A 21,436-nucleotide genomic window follows, 5' to 3' on the forward strand; every position below is an offset into this window, starting at 1 on the left:
GACCAGGCCGTCCATGTCGGCGTCGAAGGCGATGGGGTAGATGTCCTGGTACTTCTTGGGCGGGTTCTCGGCGTAGGCGATGGTGCCGTCGGGCCGGTGGTGGAACCACTCGGGGTGCTTGTGCACCCAGGGGTGGTCCGGGGAGCACTGCAGGGCGAAGTCCAGGGCGATCTCCAGGCCCAGTTCGCGGGCCTGCTCCACGAACCAGGTGAAGTCCTCCAGGGTGCCCAGGTCGGGGTGGACGGCGTCGTGGCCGCCCTCGGGCGAGCCGATCGCCCAGGGCACCCCGACGTCGTCGGGGCCGGGGGAGAGGGTGTTGTTCCTCCCCTTGCGGAAGGTGGTGCCGATGGGGTGGATCGGCGGCAGGTACACCACGTCGAAGCCCATCGCCGCGATCGCCGGCAGCCGCCGCGCGGCCGTGCGGAACGTCCCGTGCGGCCTGTCCGGGGTGCCCTCCGAGCGGGGGAAGAACTCGTACCACGAGCCGTACAGCGCCCGCTCCCGCTCCACCAGCAGCGGCAACGGCTCGGAGGTGCTGACCAGGTCCCGCAGCGGATGGCGGTCCAGCACCGCGACCACCTCGGGCGTCAGCGCCGCAGCCAGCCGCGCCGCCGGAGGCAGCGTGTCGTCGCGCAGGGTCCGTGCCGCGCCGAGCAGCACGGCGCGGCCGGCTTCCTTCGGCACGCCGGCCGCCGCCCGCTCGTGGAGGTCGGCACCCTCCTCCAGGACCAGGCCCGGGTCGATGCCCGCCGGGACCTTTATGCCCGCCGTGTGGCGCCAGGTGGCCACCGGATCGCTCCAGGCCTCCACCCGGTACGTCCAGCGGCCCTCGGCCGGTGCGGTGACCTCGGCGCCCCAGCGGTCGCTGCCGGGGGCGAGCTCCCGCATCGGCGTCCACGGGCCGGGGCGGCCCTCGGGATCCTTCAGGACGACGTTGGCGGCGACCGCGTCGTGTCCCTCCCGGAACACGGTGGCGGTGACCTCGAACGTCTCTCCCACGACCGCCTTGGCCGGCCGGTTGCCGCTCTCCACCGCAGGCCGGACGTCCCGTACCGGGATACGGCCGATGGGCCGAGTCTTGCTCATGGTCCTCACCTCCACCGTGCTCGAGAGCCGGGCCGGGGCCCGGTCGGGGGACAGCTGGGCGGGAAGGCCGTTACCTTCCCGCCGGGGAGCGCCGCTCGGCCACCGGCGCGCGGCGCTCCACGGCCGGCGGTCTTCGCCCGGCCGCGGCGGCCGGGAGAGCCCGTTCGTCCAGCTCCTCCAGGGTGGTGACGACCTGGTTCGTGCGCAGGTACCGCTCGGCCGCGTCCGCCGCCTCCCGCGCACAGCGCTTGCCCATCAGCACGCAGAGGGTGTAGCCGGAGTCCTCGAAGGTGGCCCGCACCGTGAGGTCGTTCGGTGCCGCGAGCATCACGCGTTCCCAGGCCCGGTAACGCCGCAACTGCCGGGCGACTTCGGCTTTGGCGGGTAGCAGCATGGCGCCGATCACCTTTCGGGCTCGAGGGACACGGTCTCCCGACGGTCGGACGGCATGCCGTGCGCACAGTGGCACGGGACCCGTAACGGCGATCGAGTTCCTCACACATGGTGCACGCACGACGACGCAGCGTCTTGTTGGAGGTTCAACCAGCGGCGGTTCGACTGCGCCGTTCGGGCCATCCGCCCCGCTCACTTGCGGCCTCGGCCGCCTCAAAGGTGCGCTCGTGTTGCACGAACGGGCTAGCACCCTCAGGCTGAGGGTGACTCAGAAGCGATACGCGCTCACGTTCCGTGTTCGGGGCTCGTCCCGCAGGACCGCGGGAACGAGGAGGAGCTGAGCTTCGCGGTGAGGAGCCGACCGATGAAGACCGCAGTGCCCTGCTACTACCACCTCGACGTGGAAGTCAGCCCTGACCGGGTGGGACAGGTCAGCCGTATTCTGGCCGCTCACCTGAAGTTCTGGGACCTGGACAACCTGGTCCAGCCCGTCTGCGGCGGTGCCGAGATGCTGCTCAAGGCCATCGACGAACACGCCACGGACAAGAACACGTCGATCGAGATGTGGTGGAACGGGCAGCACCTGATCACCGCCATCGGGGACAACGACCGGGCGCTGCGCCCGGACCAGGAGCTGCGTGGCTGCCTGGAGCACCTCGCGGCCGTGAGCGACGGCTGGGGCTGCTGCGCCACCGAGACCGGCAGCAAGGTCATCTGGTTCTCGCAGCGCGCCCGGGCCGGCGAGCGGGTCCCGCTGGTGCCGACCGCGCCCGCCCCGCAGGAGAGCGAAGGCCTCGAAGTGCCCCGAGAAGTGCGCATCACGCAGCTGGCCGGCCCGGCCGTCCTCCCGGACGAGGTCCTGGAGGATGCCCGGTGACCCGGCGCCCGACACGGAAAGGGGTGTCCGCGTGGAGCGGGCGCCCCTACCCGCTCGGTGCCTCCTACGACGGGGAGGGCACCAACTTCGCGCTCTTCAGCGAGGTCGCCGAGCGGGTCGAGCTGGTCCTCGTCGACGACGACGGCACCCACACCCGTGTGCCGCTGAACGAGGTCGACGGCTTCGTCTGGCACGGCTACCTCCCCGGGGTCGGACCCGGCCAGCGCTACGGCTACCGCGTGCACGGGCCGTGGGCCCCGGCAGCGGGCCACCGCTGCAACCCGGCCAAGCTGCTGCTGGACCCGTACGCCCAGGCGGTGGACGGGCAGATCGACAACCACCCCTCGCTCTACGAGCGGAACCCGGACGGCCCCGACCCGGCCGACAGCGCCGGGCACACCATGCTCGGCGTGGTGACCGACCCCGCCTTCGACTGGGGCGACGACAGCCGGCCCGGCCGGGCGTACGCCGACACGGTGATCTACGAGGCGCACGTCAAGGGCCTGACCCGCACCCACCCGGAGGTGCCGGAGGAACTGCGCGGCACCTACGCCGGGCTGGCCCACCCGGCCGTGGTCGAGCACCTCACCTCGCTGGGCGTCACGGCGGTGGAACTGATGCCGGTCCACCAGTTCGTCCACGACGGCGTGCTGCACGACCGCGGCCTGTCGAACTACTGGGGCTACAACACCATCGGCTTCTTCGCGCCGCACAACGGCTACGCCGCCCACGGCACACGCGGCCAGCAGGTCACCGAGTTCAAGCAGATGGTGAGGACCCTGCACGCGGCCGGGCTCGAAGTGATCCTCGACGTGGTCTACAACCACACCGCCGAGGGCAACGAGATGGGCCCCACCCTGTCCTTCCGCGGCATCGACAACTCCTCCTACTACCGCCTGGTCGACGGCGACTGGGAGCACTACTACGACACCACCGGCACCGGCAACAGCCTGCTGATGCGCCACCCGTACGTCCTGCAGCTGATCATGGACTCGCTGCGGTACTGGGTCACCGAGATGCACGTCGACGGCTTCCGTTTCGACCTGGCGGCCACGCTGGCCCGGCAGTTCCACGAGGTGGACCGGCTCTCGGCGTTCTTCGACCTGATCCAGCAGGACCCGGTGATCAGCCGCGTCAAACTGATCGCCGAGCCCTGGGACGTCGGCGAGGGCGGCTACCAGGTGGGCAACTTCCCGCCGTTGTGGTCGGAGTGGAACGGCATGTACCGCGACGCGGTGCGCGACTTCTGGCGCGGCGAGGACCACACGCTCGGGGAGTTCGCCTCCCGGCTGACCGGCTCCTCCGACCTGTACCAGCACAGCAGGCGCCGCCCCCGCGCCAGCGTCAACTTCGTCACCGCGCACGACGGCTTCACGCTGCGCGACCTCGTGTCCTACAACGACAAGCACAACGCGGACAACGGCGAGGACAACCAGGACGGCGAGAGCACCAACCGGTCCTGGAACTGCGGCGCCGAGGGCCCGACCCGCGATCCGGCCGTGCTGGAGCTGCGCGGCCGCCAGCAGCGCAACTTCCTCGCCACGCTGCTGCTGTCCCAGGGCATCCCGATGCTCTGCCACGGCGACGAACTCGGACGCACCCAGCGCGGCAACAACAACGCCTACTGCCAGGACAACGAGACCTCCTGGATCGACTGGCGGCTGACCGGGGAACAGCGCGAGCTGCTGGAGTTCACCCGGTACGTGATCCGGCTGCGCACCGGCCACCCCGTGCTGCGCCGGCGCCGCTTCTTCCTCGGCGAGACCCTGACCCGCGCGGACCAGCCGCTGCCCGACCTGGTGTGGCTGGCGCCCGACGCCTGCGAGATGACCGACGAGGACTGGCAGCGCGGCGACGCGCACTCCGTCGGCGTCTTCCTCAACGGCGACGCCATCGCCGAGCCCGACCCGCGCGGCCGCCCGGTGGTCGACGACTCCTTCCTGCTGCTGCTCAACAGCCACTGGGAGCCGGTCGACTTCCGCCTCCCGGACGCCGCCTACGGCGAACGCTGGACGGCCCTGATCGACACCGCCGACCCGGAGGGCACGCCCGACGAGTCGGAGCACAAGGCGGGCACGGGCCTGACCGTCGGGGCCCGCAGCCTGGTCCTGCTGTCCCGGCCGTCCCGGGCGGCGCGCGGCACGCCCGGATGAACCCGTGAACACGGCGCCCGGCATGCGACGGCCCCGCGGACCAAGTGGTCCGCGGGGCCGTCGGTCGGCCGGCGTCGTCCTGCGGTCGTCCCCGGCATGGGGCGGGGCGGGCGCGGCGGTGCGGCGTCACCTGTGCGGCGGGCGGTGAGCCACGGAACCCGGCCGGGGCCGAACGGTTCGGACACGGGCGCCGGTGACGCCCGGGCGCCGCGGGCGCGGGGGATCAGCGCTCGCGGCGCGCCGTCACCGTGAACTGGGCGCCGTCGTGGTCGCGCAGCACCGCCTCGTCGCCGCCCTTGGACAGCACGCTGCCCCCGTGCAGCTCAGCGGCCCGGGCGCAGGCCTCCACGTCGTCGACGCTGAAGTGCACCTGCCAGTGCGGCCGGATCGTGGGGTCGGGGGCCGCCTCCAGCGCGCCCGACTCGATGCGCGCCACCACGTCACCGCGGCTGCGCAGCACCACCTCGCCGCCCTCGTAGTGGACCTCGCAGCAGCCGGGGCGCCCGGAGGCCCAGTCGAGGACCTCGCCGTAGAAGATGGCCGCGTCGAAGGCGTCCCGGGTGTGCAGCGTGATGAAGGCCGGCTGCGCGTTGCGCCAGGTCTCCCAGTCGGTGAAGAGGTCGCCCTCCCAGATCCCGAAGGTCGCCCCGTCCCGGTCGGCGAGCAGGGCCGCCCGTCCGGGCGGCAGCGAGATCGGCCCGACGGCGGTCGTGCCCATGCGCTCCTGCACCCGCGCCACCGCCTCGTCCGCGCTGCGCACGGCGAAGTACGGAGTCCACGCCACCGCCATCTGCCACATCGTCGCCACCCCGGCGATCCCGGCCACCGGCGAGCCCTCCGCCAGCGCGATCCGGAACCGGTCGCCGAGCTTGGCCGGACGCCACTGCCAGCCCAGCACCGCCCCGTAGAACTCCTCGGTCGCCTTGACGTCGCGGCTGGTCAGACTCACCCAGCAGGGTGCCCCGAACACGGAGTGCGATGAGAGCACGTCCTTCGTGCCGGAGGAGGTGGGCATGTCGTGGTTCATGGCAGTCGCGTCCTGATCTCGTCGGCCCGGCAGCCACCGGAGGGATGACACCAGTGTCCGACCGGAACCGTTGCGGGCGCCTGCCGAGTACCCCGGCGACGGCACCGAAACGGTGTCCGGAACCGGCTGCTCCGCCCCGGTGGCAGCGGGCGGGCCGAGTGACGACGATGGAGGGGTCGGACACTGTGTCAAGGCACTCAAGCACTCCGTGAGGCCTCGACGGCAGCGGCGCACCGGACCCGGAGGTGACCATGACCACGGACGGGGGCTCGGAGCGGATCTTCGCTCTGCAGGAAGAAGTGCAGCAACTGAAGGAGGCGGTCGTCTCCCACGCCGTCGTCGACCAGGCGATCGGCATGGTCGTGGCGCTCGGCCGGGTCTCCCCCGACCAGGGGTGGGACGTGCTGAAGGAAGTGTCGCAGCACACCAACATCAAGCTCCGCAACGTCGCGGAGCTGATCCTCGTCTGGGGCCGCACCGGCCTGATGCCCGAGGAGATCCGGGCCGCGCTGGAGGACGCGCTGGACCGCGCCGGACCGACCCAGATCCCCGGGGCGCCGCCGGAGGCGTGACCCCCGGCGGCACCGGTCTCCTGCCCGCCGGGCCCCGCTCAGCGGGGCTCGGTGAGCAGCTCCTCACGCAGGTGGGCGAAGCAGCTGCTGAGCAGCCGGGACACGTGCATCTGGGAGATCCCGAGCTGCTCGGCGATGCGGCTCTGGGTCATGCCCTTGAAGAACCGCAGGTAGAGGATGACCCGCTCGCGTTCCGGCAGCGCCATGAGGCAGGGCTTGACGGCGACGCGGTTGACGACCGTGTCGAAGGCCGGGTCCGGCGCGCCGATCGCGTCCCCGAGGGCGTACCCGTCGGTGCCGGGCATCTCCGCCTCCAGCGACAGCGCGGAGAAGCACTCCAGCGCCTCCATGCCGGTGCGCACCTCGCCCTCGGTGAGGTCTGCGTACTCGGCGATCTCGGCGACCGTGGGGGAGCGGCCGGAGGTGGTCTGCGACAGTTCCTTGACGGCGTGCCGCACCCGGTTGCGCAGGTCCTGGACGCGGCGCGGGACGTGCAGCGTCCACATGTGGTCACGGAAGTGGCGTTTGATCTCGCCGGTGACCGTCGGCACGGCGTAGGCCTCGAAGGCGTTGCCGCGCGCCGGGTCGTAGTGGTCGACGGCCTTGACGAGACCGAGGGCGGCCACCTGGTACAGGTCCTCCAGGGCTTCCCCGCGGCCGCGGAAGCGTACGGCGATCCGCTCGGCCATCGGCAGCCAGGCCTCGACCAGCTCGTCGCGCAGGGCCTTGCGCTCGGGCCCCTCGGGCAGTGTCACGAGACGTGCGAACGCCTCGGCGGTGTCGGGGGCGTCGTCGTGCGGGTGCGTTCGGGTGCTGCCGGCGATACGCATGGAGCGCACCTCCCTGAGCAGGTGCGGAAGGGACGGTCACCAGGGGAGGCGCGGACGCGGACCTCACGGGGCACCCGGGGCCCGGACGGCCGGCTCCCACGGACGTGCCTCCTGTCCGAAGCACTTCACTGCCCTCGCCGGGCAGCGACATAAGAAACAATTCCGACAATACGGCATTCGAGGCTGCTTGGCGCCGCCGCGGTGGCGCCGAGCGTCCGGAAACCGGTCGGTGTCCCGGTGATCTTCACTCGTGGAAGTGATGTGCGGCACGCTCGGGCAAGCGCTTTCTCCAGTGGCTCGCGGATAACCGCTGGGCACGGCTTGATCACCGATCAAATGGGATGAACTGCCTGGCCACAGCGCATTCTGCTCATTTGACAGTGCGCTGAGACCACAGATAGGAAGCAGCTTCCAGAGGTCGAGAGGTGCAGCGTGTACGAGCCGAACGTGGTCGGGGACTGGCAGGAGTACGACGAGCATGCCGGTCTGCGCGTCCGCGTCCACCGTCTGGAGCTCGCGGAGCCGCCCCGCGGACGCGACGACGCCGCCGACGGGCTGACGTACTTCTGCCTGCGCGTCACCGTCGAGAACCGGGGCAGCCGGCACCTCGGCATCCACCTGGAGGACGGCCAGATCGACGTACGGGTCGGCCCCGACGGCGAGAGCGCCTTCCTCGACTGGCGCAACTCCCAGTTCATCGAGGGCTTCGACGTCTATCCGCTGCGCCGGGTCACCGCCGTGCTGTACGCGGCCGCCGCCGAGGCGTCCCTGGGGCTGGTGGACGTCCAGGTCCAGCTGCGGGTCGAGGAGGAGTGGACCGGCCGCCGGCTGTGGTCGGGCTCCATCGGCGCCCACGGGGCGACCGCGGAGGCCCAGCAGGGAGCGGTGCGGGACAGCCTGGCGCACCAGGTGAGCGTGTTCCTGCGGGATCAGGCGGAGGAAGGCACCGCCTGATCCGGCGCCGCTGCCCGGGTGCCGCGGGGGGTCAGTGCGGGATGCCGTCGATGATCTCGCGGGCGCCCTGACGCAGCAGGGCCACGGCGACCGAGGTGCCGAGCGTGGCCGGGTCGAGCCGTCCCGCCCACTCGTGGGCGTTCAGCCGGGTCTTGCCGTCCGGGGTGAACACGCAGGCGCGCAGGGACAGTTCGCCGCTGCGGTCGACCCGCGCGAACCCGGCGATCGGGCTGTTGCAGTGTCCCTGGAGCACATGCAGGAACATGCGCTCGGCGGTGGTCTCCCGGTGGGTGTCCGGATCGCCCAGACCGCTGATCGCGTCGATCAGCTCGGTGTCGTCCTCGCGGCACTGGAGCGCCAGGACGCCCGCGCCGATGGGCGGCATCATCGTCTCGGTCGACAGGATCTCGCTGATCACGTCCGTGCGGCCGATGCGCTCCAGGCCGGAGACGGCGAGCAGCAGGGCGTCGGCCTCCCCGGCCTCCAGCTTCGCCAGGCGCCGGTTGGCGTTGCCCCGGAACGGCACGCACTCCAGGTGCGGGTGCGTGGCGGCCAGTTGGGCGACCCGGCGCACCGAGGAGGTGCCGATGCGGGTCCCGGCCGGCAGTTCGTCCAGGGTGAGTCCGTCCGGGTGGATCAGGGCGTCGCGGATGTCGTCGCGCTTGAGGAACGCGGCGAACACCGTCCCCGCCGGCAGGGGCCGGTCGGCGGGGACGTCCTTCACGCAGTGCACGGCGAGGTCGGCCTCGCCGGCCAGCAGCGCCGCGTCGACCTCCTTGGTGAACGCGCCCTTGCCCTCGACCTCGGACAGGTCGCCCATCCACTTGTCGCCGGTGGTCTTCACCGGCACGACCTCGGTGCGGACGTGGGGATGGGCGGCGGCCAGCTCGGTCCGGACGCGCTCCACCTGGGCGAGGGCCATCGGGGAGTCGCGGGAGACGACGCGGATCAGTTCGGGGACGGACATGCCGACACGATAGACCCTCCCAGGGGTGCGTCTCGCTCGTATCTCCCTCGATCGCCCGGCTGCGCACGTCAGTTCGGGGCGAGCGGCTCGCTCAGCTCGATCGCGCGCAGGGCCGCGGCCAGGGCCCGCTCGTCGCCGACGTCGAGGGCGGTGTCGGTGAGCTTGACGACGTGCTCGTCGCCGTGGGCGAGGGCCCGGTCCAGCACCTCCCGCGCCGTGCGGCCGTGCGCGGGGGCGAAGGCGGCGGGCTCCGCCGGTGCGTACATGGCGGTGACGGCCGCGGACGCGGTCCAGGCGGCGTGCAGACTCGGGGCCCACAGCTCCCGGGGCAGGGAAGGAAGGACGCGCAGCACGGCGTTGGGCGCCGTCGCCGCGTGCACCAGCATGGTCTCCTCGCCGTGGCCGTGGGTGGCGTACCGGTGGGTCGCGGCGCGGACCAGTTCGGTCAGGCGGGCCCGCGCCGTGTCCGGGTCGGTCACCTCGCCCGCCCACCGCGGCAGCCGCCGGACGGCCGCCAGCCGGTCGGGGAAGCCGCCCCGGGGCTCGCTGATCGGCGGCACGGCGTCCAGCGAGCGTGCGGCGCCCGGGGCCGCGGGCAGCGGCACGATTCCGGACAGGGGGCGGTGCCGGGCCGCCCAGTAGCCCAGGCCGTGGGCGAGTTCGGTGAGCCGCGGCGTGTTCCGCGCGGCCTCCAGGGCCCGTACGGCGTGGCCGACGCGGATGACCGGATGGGTGGAGCCACCGTAGATCCCGGGGAGCAGGCGCGGCCACCAGACGGCGAGGACGTCCCGCCAGGGCCGTTCGGCCAGGGCGCGACCGAAGTGGCCGATCCAGTCGGCGGCCCTGCGTGGATCGCCCAGTGCCTCGCGCCAGTTGGCGTCCGTGACCGGGGCGAAGGGCCGCGGGAAGTCCTCCAGCTTGGGCCGGTACAGGTCCAGCCAGCGGTGCACGGCGTCGGCCCGGCCGTGCGCGGCGAGCGCCTCCACGACCATGGGGGCGTGGTTCGTGAGCCTGCCGAGCCGCTCGGGGCCCGAGGCGTGGAGGCGTTCGAGGGCCTCTTCGAGCGTCCCTGTCGAGTCGTGCGTGTCCATGACGGCACGCTAAGCGCCCGGCCGGGGCGGCGGATCGGCCGCGGGGCGGAGAGCGGACCCGGCCGGGGACGTAGGCCCCCGGCCGGGCGGCCGGTCTCAGGCGTACGGGTCGAAGGCGATGCCCGACGGCTTGGCCGAGGCCAGGTGGCTCGCGAAACTCGCGTCCTTCAGACCGAAGTTCGCGCTGCCGAAGTTGTACGACGTGAGCTTGTCGCGCACCCCGGCGGGGTAGCCGTTCCAGCCGACCAGCGGCGGGTACTGCCAGGTGCCCCTGTGGTTCTCCGGCGGCTCGTCGTTGGAGTTGGCCAGCCGGAAGCAGTGCGTGCTGATGCCGTCCTTGTGGTAGACGATCTTCGGGTGCGTGCCGTCGAAGCGGACCGAGGACGCCGCGTGCACGGTGAACGAGCCGTGGTTGGACGTCGAGACGTACTTGACCTGGTTGTCCTGCACCCACACCGCGACGTGCTCGAAGTCGTGCCGGTGGCCGCCGATGCTGCTGCCGGGCAGGGCCTGGTCCTTCTCGAAGTAGAGGGCGTACAGGATCGCGCACCAGCCGTTGTTGCACTTGTAGCGCGAGTAGCCGTTGGTGTTGTCGAGGTCGGAGGCGTCCCGGCAGTTGCCGTTCAGGGCGCCGGTCGGGTTCAGCCCGCCGTTGACCGCGCCGTCCGGGCCGATCGCGGCCGACGAGTAGCAGCCGTCGGTGTCGTAGTCGTAGGCGGGCTGGTACGTCCGCTCCAGGGCCTCCGCGTTGGCGGGCAGGGCCGGCGGCGGGGCGGCGAACGCCGTGGCGGGGAAGGCGAGGACCAGGACGGCGGCACCGGCTGCCCCGGTGAGCCATCTCCTGCGCGATGCGAACGGGCGTGACGACACTGCGTCCTCCTCTTGGGCGCAGCCCAACGGCTGTGGGGGAAAGGGAGGTTCAGCTTCCAGGCTGAACGCGTCCATGCCAAGAGGGGTGGGAGGTCCCAACGGTGAATCACAGCCCAATAGTTGGCGCCCGGAGGGCCGATTCAGACCAGGTCGTCCGGGATGTCGGCCGACGCCTCCTGGGGTGCGAGGTCCGGCCGCAGCCGCAGCCAGGACGGCTGGCGCAGCAGTCCCTCCCGCGTGCGGGTGCTGTAGCGGACCTCGCCGACCAGCCGGGGAACGACCCAGTGCGCGCCCGGAGCGCGCGGGGCCGGTTCGAAGGGGCAGACGTCGGTCGCGGCGGCCGCCAGCAGCCCGGCCAGCTCCGTGCGCTCGGCCTCGCTCCAGCCCGTGCCCACGCTCCCGACGCAACGCAGCCGTCCCGCGGCGCGCTGCCCGACCAGCACCGCGCCCGGCAGGCCGGTGAGCCGCCCCTTGCCGGGCTGCCAGCCGCCGACCAGGACGTCCTCGGTGCGCATGTTGCGGATCTTGATCCAGGACCGGGAGCGCACCCCCGGTTCGTACACCGAGTCCAGCCGCTTGCAGACCAGGCCCTCCAGGCCGTGCTCGCGGGTGGCGCGCAGGGCCTCGGCGCCGTGGCCGACGAGCGCGGCCGGGGTCGACCAGGCAGGCCCGGCCAGACCGAGGTCCTCCAGCGCCGAGCGGCGTCGCGCGTAGGGGAGGCGGAGCAGCGGCCGGCCCGCCAGGTGCATCACGTCGAACAGCACGAGGTGGACCGGAACCCGGGCCGCCCGCCGTGCGGCCAGGGCGGGGGCGTGGGCCAGCCCCATGCGGGACTGCAGCAGCTGGAAGCTCGCGCGGCCCTCGGCGTCCAGGGCCATGATCTCCCCGTCCAGCACGGCGGGCGTGGCCCCGAGGGCGGCGCCCAGCGGCCGCAGCTCGGGGTAGGCGGCGGTGATGTCGTCGCCGGAGCGGGCGCGCAGCAGCACGCTGCCGTCGCCGGGCAGGTAGGCCACCACGCGCTGCCCGTCCTGCTTGGTCTCGTAGGCCCAGCGGGTGTCCTGCGCGGCGGGCGGCAGGGAGCCGGACGTGGCGAGCATGGGCGGGATCAGCGGCAGGTCCACGGGTCAGTTGTCGACGGACCGGGGCGGGGTCACGCCCGGATGCCGTGTCTTTCCCCTGAACGGCGCTGACTGCCACGCATTGCCGCCCCCCGTCGAGAGGCCGCCGCGGGGCACTACGGCTCGACGGCGGCGCGGTGGCACACCGGTGGACCGAGCCGCCCGATTTACTTGAGTTACGCAACGATATGGTAAACTTGCCCCCATGCCCACACCACCGCCCCCCGGCAGCCCGTCCGCCGAGGTCGTCGAGATCGAGCGCGCGCTCACCCGGATCACCTACCTGAGCACGCGCGCCCGCCAGCACGAACGGCTGATGGCCCTGGCGGGCGTCCCGCTCGACCGGGCCGCCGTGGCGCTGCTGCGGCAGGTCGCCGACTCCGAGCCCCAGCGGCCGGGGGAGCTCGCGGCGCGGCTGGGCGTGGAGGCCTCGCACGTGACGCGGACGGTGCAGCAACTGCAGAAGTCCGGGTACGTCACCAACGTCCCCGACCCGGACGACCGCCGCGCCCAGCGCATCGAACTCACCGACGCCGGCCGGCAGGCCATCGCCCGGATCCGCGAGGCCGGAGTGCGCGGCATGCAGACGGCCCTGTCGGACTGGTCGCCCGGGGAACTGCGGCAGCTGGCCACGCTCTTCCACCGCATGGTGGACGACTTCCTCGCCCACGCCGTGGAGGAGGAGCCGGAGCCGCAGCAGTCGGCGGCTGCGGGCCCGCGGCCGCGGTGAGCCGCGTGCCCCTCGGCCCGCCCTCGCCGTGACGCCGGGTCGCGTGCGTCCGCCCGCCCGGCGACCCCGGCCTCCGGCGGCGCGGGGTCGCGCAGCCCGCACAGCGCCTGCCCGCCCAGGGCGGGCAGGGCGATCAGCGGCAGCAGGGCCGTCCGCAGTGAGGTCGCGTCGGCCGGCGTCCCGATCGCCGGAGCCGCGAGGCCGCCCGCGCTCACCGTCGGCCCCGGCGTCACCCCGCTCGCGGTGCCCGGCCGCCGGGGCGGGAAGTCCTGAGCCGGGGTGAGGTGCAGCGAGAACGGCACGTACAGGCCGGCCGACATGAGCGCGGCGAACAGGTACACCGGCGGCCCGGGCACCAGGACCGGACCCGCCACGGCCGGGACGGTCAGGGCGTACGAGCGGCGGACCACGGCCATCCGCCCCTCGTCGACGGCGCGCACGGGACCGCGCGCACCGACCTGTCTACCGTCCAGTAATATCGCGCGGCAGGCCATCAGAGGAGGAACCGTGTCCCGGTCCGAACGCTCGCCCCTGCTGCTCGCCGGCCTGCTGGCCACCGCGGGCGCCGCCCACTTCGCCGCCCCGCGTCCGTTCGACGCGATCGTCCCGCGCGGACTGCCGGGCAGGCCCCGGACCTGGACGTACATCAGCGGCGCCGCCGAACTCGCCCTGGCCGCCGGAATCGCGCTGCCCCGGACCCGCAAGGCGGCCGCGCTCGCCACGGCCGCGTTCTTCGTCGGGGTGTTCCCCGCCAACGTGAAGATGGCCGCCGACTGGCGCCACCGGCCGGCCCCGCAGAAGGCCGCGGCCTTCGGCCGGCTGCCCCTGCAGGTGCCCCTGGTGCTGTGGGCCCGCGGGGTCGCGCGCGACGCGCAGGGCCGGTCGTGACCGCCCGCGTGGAGACCGGCGACAAGGTCGGGGACTTCTCCCTGCCCGACGAGACCGGCACCGAACGCAGCCTGTCCGCGCTGCTCGCCGAGGGACCGGTCGTGCTCTTCTTCTACCCGGCCGCCCTCAGCCCCGGCTGCACCGCCCAGGCCTGCCACTTCCGCGACCTGGCCGCCGAGTTCGCCGCCGTCGGCGCGCGGCCCGTCGGCATCAGCGGCGACGCCGTCGAGCGGCAGCAGGAGTTCGCCGGGCGGCACACTCTCGGCATGCCGCTGCTCTCCGACGCCGACGGCGCGGTCCGCGAGCGGTTCGGGGTGAAGCGCGGCTTCTCCCTGGCCCCGACCAAGCGCGCCACGTTCGTCATAGGGCAGGACTTCACCGTCCTGGACGTCGTCCGCAGCGAACTGCGCATGAACGCCCACGCCGACCGGGCCCTCGCCGCGCTCCGGGCCGTCCGGGGCTGAGCCTCCCGGGTGTCCGGTGCGGAGTGCCGCTCACGGCGTTCCTCACCGGGCCGCCCGGGCGGTCACCGCTTCATGCGCGTGCCGCGTCCGAGGCGACCTGGGCCAGCGTGCGGCCCGACTTCGCGGAACGGGCCCGGCGTGGATCGGGGGCGCCGGCCCCACCGCCCGGGTCACCGGCGCGCCTGACCAGCAGCCACGCCTCCTCGCCGGCGCCGTCCCGGTCGCTCCGGAACCGGGTCAGGGCGTACGCGCCGCGCAGTTTCGAGCCGTGCAGCCGGAAGGTGGCGTGCCCGCGCTCCAGCGACTCCGCGAAGTCGACGGGCCGCCCCCGGCGGTCGTGACTCAGCGGCTCGTAGGTGCCGCGGTCCCAGACGATGACGGTGCCGCCGCCGTACTCGCCGCGCGGGATCACGCCCTCGAACTCCTCGTACTCCAGCGGATGGTCCTCCGTGGGCACGGCGAGCCGCTTGTCCTTCGGATCCGCCGAGGGGCCCTTCGGGACCGACCAGGACCTCAGCACGTCGTCGACCTGGAGCCGGAAGTCGAAGTGCATCGTGCGCGCGTCGTGGATCTGCACCACGAACCGGGGCCGGTCCGGCGGTGGGGCGGCGCTGCCCGAGGGCTCCGCGGTCCGGCCGAAGTCGCGTCTGCCGCGGTACTCCCGCAGCCGGTCCCGATCGGCCACGTCCGGCTCCTTCCCGTCCCGGGCCGCCCGGGTACCCCGTCAGAACTCCTCGTGCACCTCGGGGTCACCGCCGAGCCGCCGCCGGGCCCGGTCCGCGACCGCGGTCATCTCGTCCTCGCTCAGCTCGAAGCCGAACACGTCGAGGTTGGCCCGTTGCCGCTCGGGGTTCGCCGACTTCGGGATGGGCACCGCGCCGAGCTGCGTGTGCCAGCGCAGCACCACCTGCCCGGCGCTCACCCCGTGCGCCCCGGCGATCCGCGTCACGGCGGGATCCTCCAGCAGGGACGAGCCCCGGCCCAGCGGGCTCCAGCTCTCGGTGACGATGCCCTTGGCCGCGTGGAAGGCGCGCAGCTCCTCCTGCGGCAGCAACGGGTGGAGCTCGATCTGGTTGACGGAGGGCAGCACCCCGGTCTCCTTCTCCAGCCGCTCGATGTGCGCGGCCGTGAAGTTCGAGACGCCGATGGACCGTACGAGTCCGTCCTCGCGCAGCTTGATCATGGCCTTCCAGGAGTCGACGTACCGGTCCACGCGGGGCAGCGGCCAGTGGATCAGGTACAGGTCGACGTGGTCCAGGCCCAGGCGGGCCCGGGACTCCTCGAAGGACGCGAGGGTCTCCGCGTAGCCGTGGTGGCGGCCCGGGAGCTTCGTCGTCACGACGATCTCCTCGCGCGGCACCACACCGGAGGCCACGGCCCGGCCGACCCCCGTCTCGTTGCGGTAGTTCGTCGCCGTGTCGATCAGGCGGTAGCCCGCCTCCAGGGCCGAGACCACCGCCGCCTGCGCCTCGTCGTCGCCGAGGGGCCAGGTGCCCAGGCCCAGGGCGGGGAGTGTCATGCCGTCGTCGAGCGTGTGCGTCGGGGTGCTGATCACCGTCGGACCTTCCCGTTGACTGTGTCGTCCCTCCAGCGTCACGGATAGGGTGAGCAATGATCAACCGGACGGCTGGGGGACGAGGGCGGCGGACGGCATGGGCGGTGCCGAGGAGAAGACGGCGACGGGATCGGGACGTCCCACCTCACGGGACGTGGCCCGGCTCGCCGGCGTGTCGCACACCGCGGTGTCGTTCGTGTTCAACGGCCGTGCCGACGGCAACCTCTCGCCCGCCACCCAGGAGCGCATCCGGCGGGCCGCCGCCGAGCTCGGCTACCGGCCCGACCCTCTCGCGCGCGGCCTGCGCAGCCGCCGTACGGCCGTGATCGGCCTGGTCACCGACGAGATCGCCTCCTCGCCCTTCGCCGGACGGCTGCTGCGCGGCGCCATGGACACCGCCTGGGCCGGCGAGCACCTGGTCCTCACCGTCGACTCCGGCGGCGACCCGGCCAAGGAGGACGCCGCCGTTGCCGAACTCCTCGACCGGCGGGTCGACGGCATCATCTACGCGGCCATGTCGCTGCGCCGCGTCCGCGTCCCCGAGGGCCTGCACCGCACCCACTCCGTGCTGGCCAACTGCCTGCCCGAGGACGGCTCGCTGCCCGCCGTCGTCCCGGCCGAGCGGGCCGGCGGCCGCACGGCGGCCCGGCTGCTGCTCGAACAGGGGCACCGGCGGGTCGCGCTGGTCGGCGGACAGGACGACATCGCCTCCGTGGAGCGGCTGCGCGGCTTCCGCGACGCGCTGCGCGCCGAGGGCATCACCGTGCCCAGGGACTGGGTGGTCCGGACCGGCGGGGAGATCTCCGGCGGGTACGAGGGCGCCACGCACCTGCTCGACGGGGCACCGGCCGAGCGGCGGCCCACCGGGATCTTCGCGTACAACGACCGGGTCGCGGCGGGCGTCCTGCACGCCGCGACCCGGCTCGGGATCTCCGTCCCGGGCGAGCTGTCGGTGGTGGGTTACGACGACCAGGAGCACATGGCCGCGTACCTCACACCGCCGCTGACCACCGTCGCCCTGCCCCACCGCGCGATGGGAGAGGCCGCCGCCCGGCTGCTGCTGGACTCCATCGCCACCGGCCGGACACCGCCCGCCACCGTGCGGCGCCTGGCCTGCCCGGTGATCAGCCGCGCGTCGGTGGGACCAGCGCCCCCCCGGTGATCAGCCGCGCCTCGGTGGGACCAGCGCCCACCCGGTGATCAGCCGCGCCTCGGTGGGGCAAGTTCCCACCCGGTGACGGTCGCGTCCGGTGAGGACACGTACAACTCGCGGGTGTCGGCCGGGTTTTCGTAGACCCGCTCGGTGATCGTGGCGCGGTCGCCGGCGAACAGTTCGTAGAGCGAGCCGTCCACGAGGACGCGCACCGTGAGGTCCCCGCCCGGGGGCACCCGGACGACCACGGGACCCCCGGGCGCCGTGCGGGCCCAGCCGTCCCGGTCCAGCGTCACCGTGCCCTCGCCCGGGTCCAGCCGGACCGTCAGCTCGGCGCCCGCGGCCGAGCGCAGCAGACGCACGGTGGTCCCGGAGCGGGCGGTCACCGTCAGGTCGTACGCCGCGGGCAGCACGGCCCGGCCCGGGCCCGTGACGAACGGCTCGGCGGCGCGCAGCCGGTCCAGCTCCGGGGCCGGGGCCACGCGCAGCGCCCCGTCGGGGTGGACGCCGACCGCACGGGGAGCGGTGAGGACACCGGCCCAGCCGGCGTCGCCCTGCTCCCGGGCCTCCCAGGACCAGCCCCACAGCAGGGCGCGGTCCGGCTCCTGGAGCACGGCGGGGGCGTAGAAGTCGCGGCCGTGGTCGACGCGGCCTCCCGCGCGGGGGGTGAAGCGCAAGCCGGCGTCCAGCTGTCCCGTCAGGTATCCGGTGGTCCACGGGTGGCCGTCCCACAGCGACAGGACCAGCACCCACGCGCCGCCGCCCGTCGCGTACAGCTGCGGGCACTCCCAGCCGGTGGCCCGGTCCCCGAACGCCGCCCGGGCGACCGGGTCACGCCCGTCCAGGAGCACTCCGGCGAACCGCCAGCCGGTCAGGTCGTCGCAGTCGTACAGCAGTACCGACGGAGTGCCGTCCGCGTGGCCCGCGCCGACCAGTGCCCGGCGCCGCCCCGCGTGCCGGAACACGAAGGGGTCGCGGAACATCACCACGTCCAGGCCCGGGGGCGGTCCCGCGACGACCGGCGCGGGCACGGGGGTCCAGGCCGTCAGCGCCGGGTCGTCCGGGTCGGCGGCGCGGGCCAGGCAGATCGTGCCGAGCCCGGTGTGGTGCCGGTCGACCCCGGTGTAGACGGCCGTCGGCACGCCCCCGTCGTCGACCACGCACCCCGACCAGCAGCCCGCCTCGTCCGGGCCGCCCGGGGTCGGAGCGAGCGCGATCGGATGGTGCTCCCAGTGGGCGAGGTCGGGGCTGGAGGCATGTCCCCAGTGGACGTCGGCGTGCACCGGGGCGTTCGGGTTGTGCTGGTAGAAGAGGTGGTAGCGGCCGCGCCAGCGGAACGGCCCGTTGGGGTCGTTGATCCAGTGGGCGGGCGGACGGACCCGGAAGCGCGGGGCGTGCGGGTCCTGCGGGGGAGCGGCGAGGTTCAACGGTTGACTCCGGCGGACGTGATGCCCTCACGCAGAGGGCGCTGGCCGACGACGAACACGGCGACGGCGGGGATCATGGACAGGACGACCCCGGCGAGGACGACGGAGACGGAGCCGGTGCCGAGGTTGCCCTGGAGGGAGACCAGGCCCAGCGGCAACGTGTAGTTCTGGCCCGACGTCTCCAGGATCAGCGGCCGGAAGAACTCGTTCCAGTGGTAGTTGAAGGCCAGCACGCCGACGATCGCGAGGCCGGGCGCGGCCAGCGGGGCGTACACGGACCGGAAGGTCCGCCAGGGCCCGGCCCCGTCGAGCATCGCGGCCTCGCCCAGGTCCTTGGGCATGCCCAGGAAGTACTGCCGCATCAGGAACGTGCCGAAGGCGGTGGGGAACGCCGGGATGATCAGGCCGAGCAGGGTGTCGGTCAGGCTCATCGACTTCAGCACCAGGAACACCGGCACGACGGTGACCTGCAGCGGCACCATCATCGTGGCCAGAACCAGGCCGAACAGCGGCTTCTTGAAGCGGAACTCCAGCCGGGCGAAGGCGTATCCGGCCAGGCCCGCCGTGACCATCTGGCCGGCCGCGATCAGGCCGGTGACCAGCGTGGAGTTCAGCGCCAGCAACCAGACGTCGATCTGGTCGAAGACCCCGCGGTAGGCCTCGGCGGAAGGGTGGGCGGGGATCAGCTGCGGCGGCAGGTCGAACGCCTCGGCGGGCGTGCGCAGCGAGGTGGAGACGGTCCACACCACCGGGCCGAGGGTGAGCAGTGCGCACACGGTCAGCCCGGCGATCCGCGCCCAGGGCGCCAGCGCGTGCCGCACGCGGCCGGAGGACAGGGTTGCGTGACTCATGACAGGACTCACCCGGCTCACTGGTAGTGGACGAAACGCCGGCTGAGCCGGAACTGGAGGGCGGTGACCGCCATGATCAGCACGAACAGCAGCACACCCACGGCGGACGCCTCGCCGAAGCGCAGCTGCTCGAAGGCGGTCTCGTAGATCACCATCACGACCGTGCGGGTGGCGTCGCCCGGGCCGCCGTTGGTGAGGACATAGGGCTGCTCGAAGACCTGGAGCGCGTTGATGATGCCGACGACCGAGGCGACCAGCAGGGTCGGTGACAGCAGCGGCAGGGTGACGCTCAGGTGCTTGCGCAGGCCGGTCGCGCCGTCCAGGGCGGCGGCCTCGTGGATCTCCTTGGGGATGTTGTTCAGCCCGCCGACGAACAGCAGGAACGAGAAGCCGAACTGCTGCCAGACGTAGACCAGGACCACCGTCGCCATGGCCGCGTCCTCCGACGTCAGCCAGGGCACCGGGGCGACGCCCACGAAGCCGAGCAGCCAGTTGATCACCCCGAAGTCCTGGTTGAAGAGGTACTTCATCACCACCGAGATCGACGCGGCGGACAGCACCAGCGGGAAGAAGAAGGCCGAGCGGAACACCGACCGCAGCCACACCGGCATGCGCCCGTTCACGGTCAGCGCCAGGGCGAGTGCGACGAGCAGTTGCAGCGCCACCGCCAGCACCATGAAGACCAGCGTGTTACGGAAGGACACCAGCACGGTCGAGTCGCCGAACACCTCGCCGTAGTGGGACAGCCCGGCGTAGGACGGCGAGTCGATCACGTTCCAGTGGAAGAGGCTGAGCACCACGGAACCGGCGATCGGCACGACCGTGAAGACGACGACGCCGACGATCGTCGGGGCCAGGAACAGGGTCGCGAGCAGCCGGGTGCCACGGTCGCGGGCCGCGGGCCGCTTCGGGGCCGGGGCCGGGACCGGGGGCGCCTCGGGCCGTGCGGCCCCGGCGGGCGGTGTCTGGGTGTTCGTCATACGTCACGCTCCATGGCCTTCTCCAGGTCGTCCTGCATCCGGCGCAGCGCGGGGCGTACCGAGCGCGGCGAGGCCAGGGCCGTGCCGGTGTGCTTCAGCAGCACCTGCTCGACCTCCGCGACCTGCGGCGGCGCCGGGATCGGCCCGGTGTCGGGGAAGCGGTCGAGGGTGTCGTAGAAGACCGGCCAGCGCGCCGGGCCCGTCTTCTCGTAGCGTTCGGCGGTGAGCAGTGAGCGGCGGGCCGGGGTGGTCTGGTTCGTGGCGAACAGCCGCTCCAGGGTGTCCCGGCGGGCGGCGTACTTGATGAACTCCCACGCCTCGTCCTGCATCCTCGAGGTGCGCAGCAGCGCGTAGCCCGCCGCGCCGTACTGCATGCGCTGGGTGCGCCAGCGCGGGAAGTACTGCACGTCGAAGCCGTCGCGTGCCATGCCCGCCAGGTGCAGGCCGCCCGCCCAGAAGCCGCCCGCCGGGGTGACGCCGACCCGGCCGGTGGAGAACACGCCGATGAGGTTCTGGCCGTTGCCGCCCTCGGGGCGGGTGCACAGGCCGTCCCGGACGAGGGAGGCCAGGTACTCGTAGGCCTCCTCCACCCGGTCGTGCGTGGCCTGCGGCGTCGTCCAGCGGAAGCCGCCGCCGCGGCCCGCGCGCTGCCCGGCCGGGTAGAAGCCGTCCCAGAGCCACCGGCCGCCGGGCGCCCTGGACTCGGCGAGCAGGTTCGTGTCGTTGGCGAACAGCCAGGGCACCACGCCGCCCCAGAGCCGGTTGGTCCAGAAGTACGGCGTGAAGCGCGAGCCGCTGGACCTCTTCATCTCCCGGAGCAGCGCCGTGAAGTCGTCGCGGGTCCAGTCGGCCGGCGGGAACGCGGCGCCCGCCCGGCGCAGGACCTGCCGGTTGACGTACATGTCGGCGGCGTTGAACTCCACCGGCAGCTGGTACAGGCTCCCTTCGTACATCATCGACTCCACCAGCGAGGGGTGGACGTCGGCGAAGTACTCCGTCAGCTCGGCCGCGTCCCGCCGCACCCACGGGTCCAGGGCGACGCCGAGGCGCCGCGCGAACAGCTGCACGCCCTCGGTCGCGACGTAGACGAGGTCGGGGGCGGTGCCGGCGGCGACCTGGGTGAGGATCTTCGCGAAGAAGTCCGACCAGTCGACGGCCTGGACCGCGTTGATCCGCAGCCTGATGTCGGGGTGCAGCTCGGCGAAGCCCTCCTGGAGCGTGCGGATGGCCTCCGGCCCGTAGGCGGGGCCGAGGGTGGCGACGACGAGGGAGCCGTCGTCCCGGCCGGGGATGTCGGCTCCGGTGAGCCGGTCCCAGCTCGCGGCGGTGCCGGCCAGGGCGGCGGCCCCCGCGCCGTAGGCGCCGTACCGCAGCAGGGCCCGGCGGGTGAGGTGCGAGTCGGTCATCGTGTCAGGGGCCTAACTCGTGTTAGCCGTGGGGTGATGCCCCA

Annotated in this window: 22 protein-coding genes; 8 read left to right on the plus strand and 14 right to left on the minus strand. The window is 73.2% G+C overall.

Annotated features, from left to right (window positions below; all coding sequences use genetic code 11):
• Positions 1–1,086, minus strand: a 1,086-nt coding sequence (locus tag ACPXCS_RS27375; RefSeq protein WP_425971041.1) for a maltotransferase domain-containing protein, incomplete at its 3' end; no start/stop codon positions are given.
• A 70-nt stretch (positions 1,087–1,156) separates the two neighbouring features.
• A complete protein-coding gene (locus ACPXCS_RS27380; protein WP_425950488.1) occupies positions 1,157–1,480 on the minus strand; it encodes a DUF5133 domain-containing protein in 324 nt (107 codons plus the stop codon).
• Positions 1,481–1,843: 363 nt separating this feature from the next.
• On the opposite strand from ACPXCS_RS27380, the gene ACPXCS_RS27385 reads away from it, so the two are divergent.
• Positions 1,844–2,356: a pep a2 gene (locus tag ACPXCS_RS27385; RefSeq protein ID WP_425950489.1), complete on the plus strand. Its 513-nt coding sequence runs from the start codon at positions 1,844–1,846 to the stop codon at positions 2,354–2,356.
• Positions 2,353–4,509, plus strand: coding sequence for a glycogen debranching protein GlgX (gene glgX / locus ACPXCS_RS27390; protein WP_425950491.1), 2,157 nt, complete (start codon positions 2,353–2,355; stop codon positions 4,507–4,509). The genes ACPXCS_RS27385 and glgX overlap by 4 nt, the downstream gene beginning before the upstream one ends.
• Positions 4,510–4,732: 223 nt before the next feature.
• Here the strand turns inward: glgX and ACPXCS_RS27395 are convergent, their stop codons facing one another.
• Positions 4,733–5,536, minus strand: coding sequence for a VOC family protein (locus ACPXCS_RS27395; protein WP_425950492.1), 804 nt, complete (start codon positions 5,534–5,536; stop codon positions 4,733–4,735).
• A 251-nt stretch (positions 5,537–5,787) separates the two neighbouring features.
• Here ACPXCS_RS27395 and ACPXCS_RS27400 point away from each other — a divergent pair, with 251 nt between their 5' ends.
• Complete coding sequence (locus ACPXCS_RS27400; protein ID WP_425950494.1) at positions 5,788–6,108, plus strand: ANTAR domain-containing protein; 321 nt, start codon at positions 5,788–5,790, stop codon at positions 6,106–6,108.
• Positions 6,109–6,146: 38 nt separating this feature from the next.
• Here ACPXCS_RS27400 and ACPXCS_RS27405 read toward each other — a convergent pair whose 3' ends face one another.
• Positions 6,147–6,938: an RNA polymerase sigma factor SigF gene (locus ACPXCS_RS27405; RefSeq protein ID WP_425950496.1), complete on the minus strand. Its 792-nt coding sequence runs from the start codon at positions 6,936–6,938 to the stop codon at positions 6,147–6,149.
• A gap of 432 nt (positions 6,939–7,370) precedes the next feature.
• Here ACPXCS_RS27405 and ACPXCS_RS27410 point away from each other — a divergent pair, with 432 nt between their 5' ends.
• The gene (locus ACPXCS_RS27410; protein WP_425950498.1) at positions 7,371–7,892 is read left to right on the plus strand and encodes a hypothetical protein; all 522 of its coding nucleotides are present in this window, start codon (positions 7,371–7,373) and stop codon (positions 7,890–7,892) included.
• 31 nt (positions 7,893–7,923) lie between these two features.
• Here the strand turns inward: ACPXCS_RS27410 and hemC are convergent, their stop codons facing one another.
• The 4 genes from hemC to ligD form a co-directional block, all read right to left on the minus strand.
• A complete protein-coding gene (gene hemC, locus ACPXCS_RS27415; RefSeq protein ID WP_425950500.1) occupies positions 7,924–8,859 on the minus strand; it encodes a hydroxymethylbilane synthase in 936 nt (311 codons plus the stop codon).
• A gap of 68 nt (positions 8,860–8,927) precedes the next feature.
• Positions 8,928–9,950, minus strand: a complete 1,023-nt coding sequence (locus ACPXCS_RS27420; RefSeq protein ID WP_425950501.1) for a questin oxidase family protein — start codon at positions 9,948–9,950, stop codon at positions 8,928–8,930.
• Between the two features lie 96 nt (positions 9,951–10,046).
• The gene (locus ACPXCS_RS27425) at positions 10,047–10,820 is read right to left on the minus strand and encodes an NPP1 family protein (protein WP_425950503.1); all 774 of its coding nucleotides are present in this window, start codon (positions 10,818–10,820) and stop codon (positions 10,047–10,049) included.
• Between the two features lie 140 nt (positions 10,821–10,960).
• Positions 10,961–11,941 carry a non-homologous end-joining DNA ligase gene (gene ligD / locus ACPXCS_RS27430; RefSeq protein ID WP_425950505.1) on the minus strand — a complete coding sequence of 327 codons (981 nt, stop codon included), beginning with the start codon at positions 11,939–11,941 and terminating at the stop codon, positions 10,961–10,963.
• 202 nt (positions 11,942–12,143) lie between these two features.
• Here ligD and ACPXCS_RS27435 point away from each other — a divergent pair, with 202 nt between their 5' ends.
• The 3 genes from ACPXCS_RS27435 to ACPXCS_RS27445 all read left to right on the plus strand — a co-directional run bounded on the left by ACPXCS_RS27435 (position 12,144) and on the right by ACPXCS_RS27445 (position 14,020).
• Positions 12,144–12,668, plus strand: a complete 525-nt coding sequence (locus tag ACPXCS_RS27435) for a MarR family winged helix-turn-helix transcriptional regulator (protein WP_425950506.1) — start codon at positions 12,144–12,146, stop codon at positions 12,666–12,668.
• Between the two features lie 507 nt (positions 12,669–13,175).
• Positions 13,176–13,556 carry a DoxX family protein gene (locus tag ACPXCS_RS27440; RefSeq protein WP_425950508.1) on the plus strand — a complete coding sequence of 127 codons (381 nt, stop codon included), beginning with the start codon at positions 13,176–13,178 and terminating at the stop codon, positions 13,554–13,556.
• Entirely contained in the window at positions 13,553–14,020 is a 468-nt protein-coding gene (locus tag ACPXCS_RS27445; protein ID WP_425950510.1) for a peroxiredoxin, read from the plus strand. The genes ACPXCS_RS27440 and ACPXCS_RS27445 overlap by 4 nt, the downstream gene beginning before the upstream one ends.
• Positions 14,021–14,090: 70 nt before the next feature.
• Here the strand turns inward: ACPXCS_RS27445 and ACPXCS_RS27450 are convergent, their stop codons facing one another.
• Together ACPXCS_RS27450 and ACPXCS_RS27455 are read right to left on the minus strand one after the other, a co-directional pair.
• Positions 14,091–14,705 (minus strand): DNA polymerase ligase N-terminal domain-containing protein, encoded by a 615-nt coding sequence (locus ACPXCS_RS27450; protein WP_425950512.1) that lies wholly within the window; start codon positions 14,703–14,705, stop codon positions 14,091–14,093.
• A 39-nt stretch (positions 14,706–14,744) separates the two neighbouring features.
• Entirely contained in the window at positions 14,745–15,575 is an 831-nt protein-coding gene (locus tag ACPXCS_RS27455; RefSeq protein ID WP_425950514.1) for an aldo/keto reductase, read from the minus strand.
• A gap of 97 nt (positions 15,576–15,672) precedes the next feature.
• On the opposite strand from ACPXCS_RS27455, the gene ACPXCS_RS27460 reads away from it, so the two are divergent.
• Complete coding sequence (locus ACPXCS_RS27460) at positions 15,673–16,737, plus strand: LacI family DNA-binding transcriptional regulator (RefSeq protein ID WP_425950695.1); 1,065 nt, start codon at positions 15,673–15,675, stop codon at positions 16,735–16,737.
• A gap of 38 nt (positions 16,738–16,775) precedes the next feature.
• Here the strand turns inward: ACPXCS_RS27460 and ACPXCS_RS27465 are convergent, their stop codons facing one another.
• The 4 genes from ACPXCS_RS27465 to ACPXCS_RS27480 are packed head-to-tail and all read right to left on the minus strand — an operon-like array spanning position 16,776 to position 21,392.
• On the minus strand, positions 16,776–18,155 hold the full coding sequence (locus ACPXCS_RS27465) for a glycoside hydrolase family 32 protein (protein WP_425950516.1): 1,380 nt from the start codon (positions 18,153–18,155) through the stop codon (positions 16,776–16,778).
• Positions 18,152–19,006, minus strand: coding sequence for a carbohydrate ABC transporter permease (locus ACPXCS_RS27470; RefSeq protein WP_425950518.1), 855 nt, complete (start codon positions 19,004–19,006; stop codon positions 18,152–18,154). The genes ACPXCS_RS27465 and ACPXCS_RS27470 overlap by 4 nt, the downstream gene beginning before the upstream one ends.
• Before the next feature lie 17 nt (positions 19,007–19,023).
• Entirely contained in the window at positions 19,024–19,986 is a 963-nt protein-coding gene (locus ACPXCS_RS27475) for a carbohydrate ABC transporter permease (RefSeq protein ID WP_425950520.1), read from the minus strand.
• Complete coding sequence (locus ACPXCS_RS27480) at positions 19,983–21,392, minus strand: extracellular solute-binding protein (RefSeq protein ID WP_425950522.1); 1,410 nt, start codon at positions 21,390–21,392, stop codon at positions 19,983–19,985. Before ACPXCS_RS27480 ends, ACPXCS_RS27475 begins: the two co-directional genes overlap by 4 nt.
• Between the last annotated feature and the right edge of the window lie 44 nt (positions 21,393–21,436).

The organism is Streptomyces sp. DT190 (assembly GCF_049846985.1).
GTDB lineage: Bacteria > Actinomycetota > Actinomycetes > Streptomycetales > Streptomycetaceae > Streptomyces.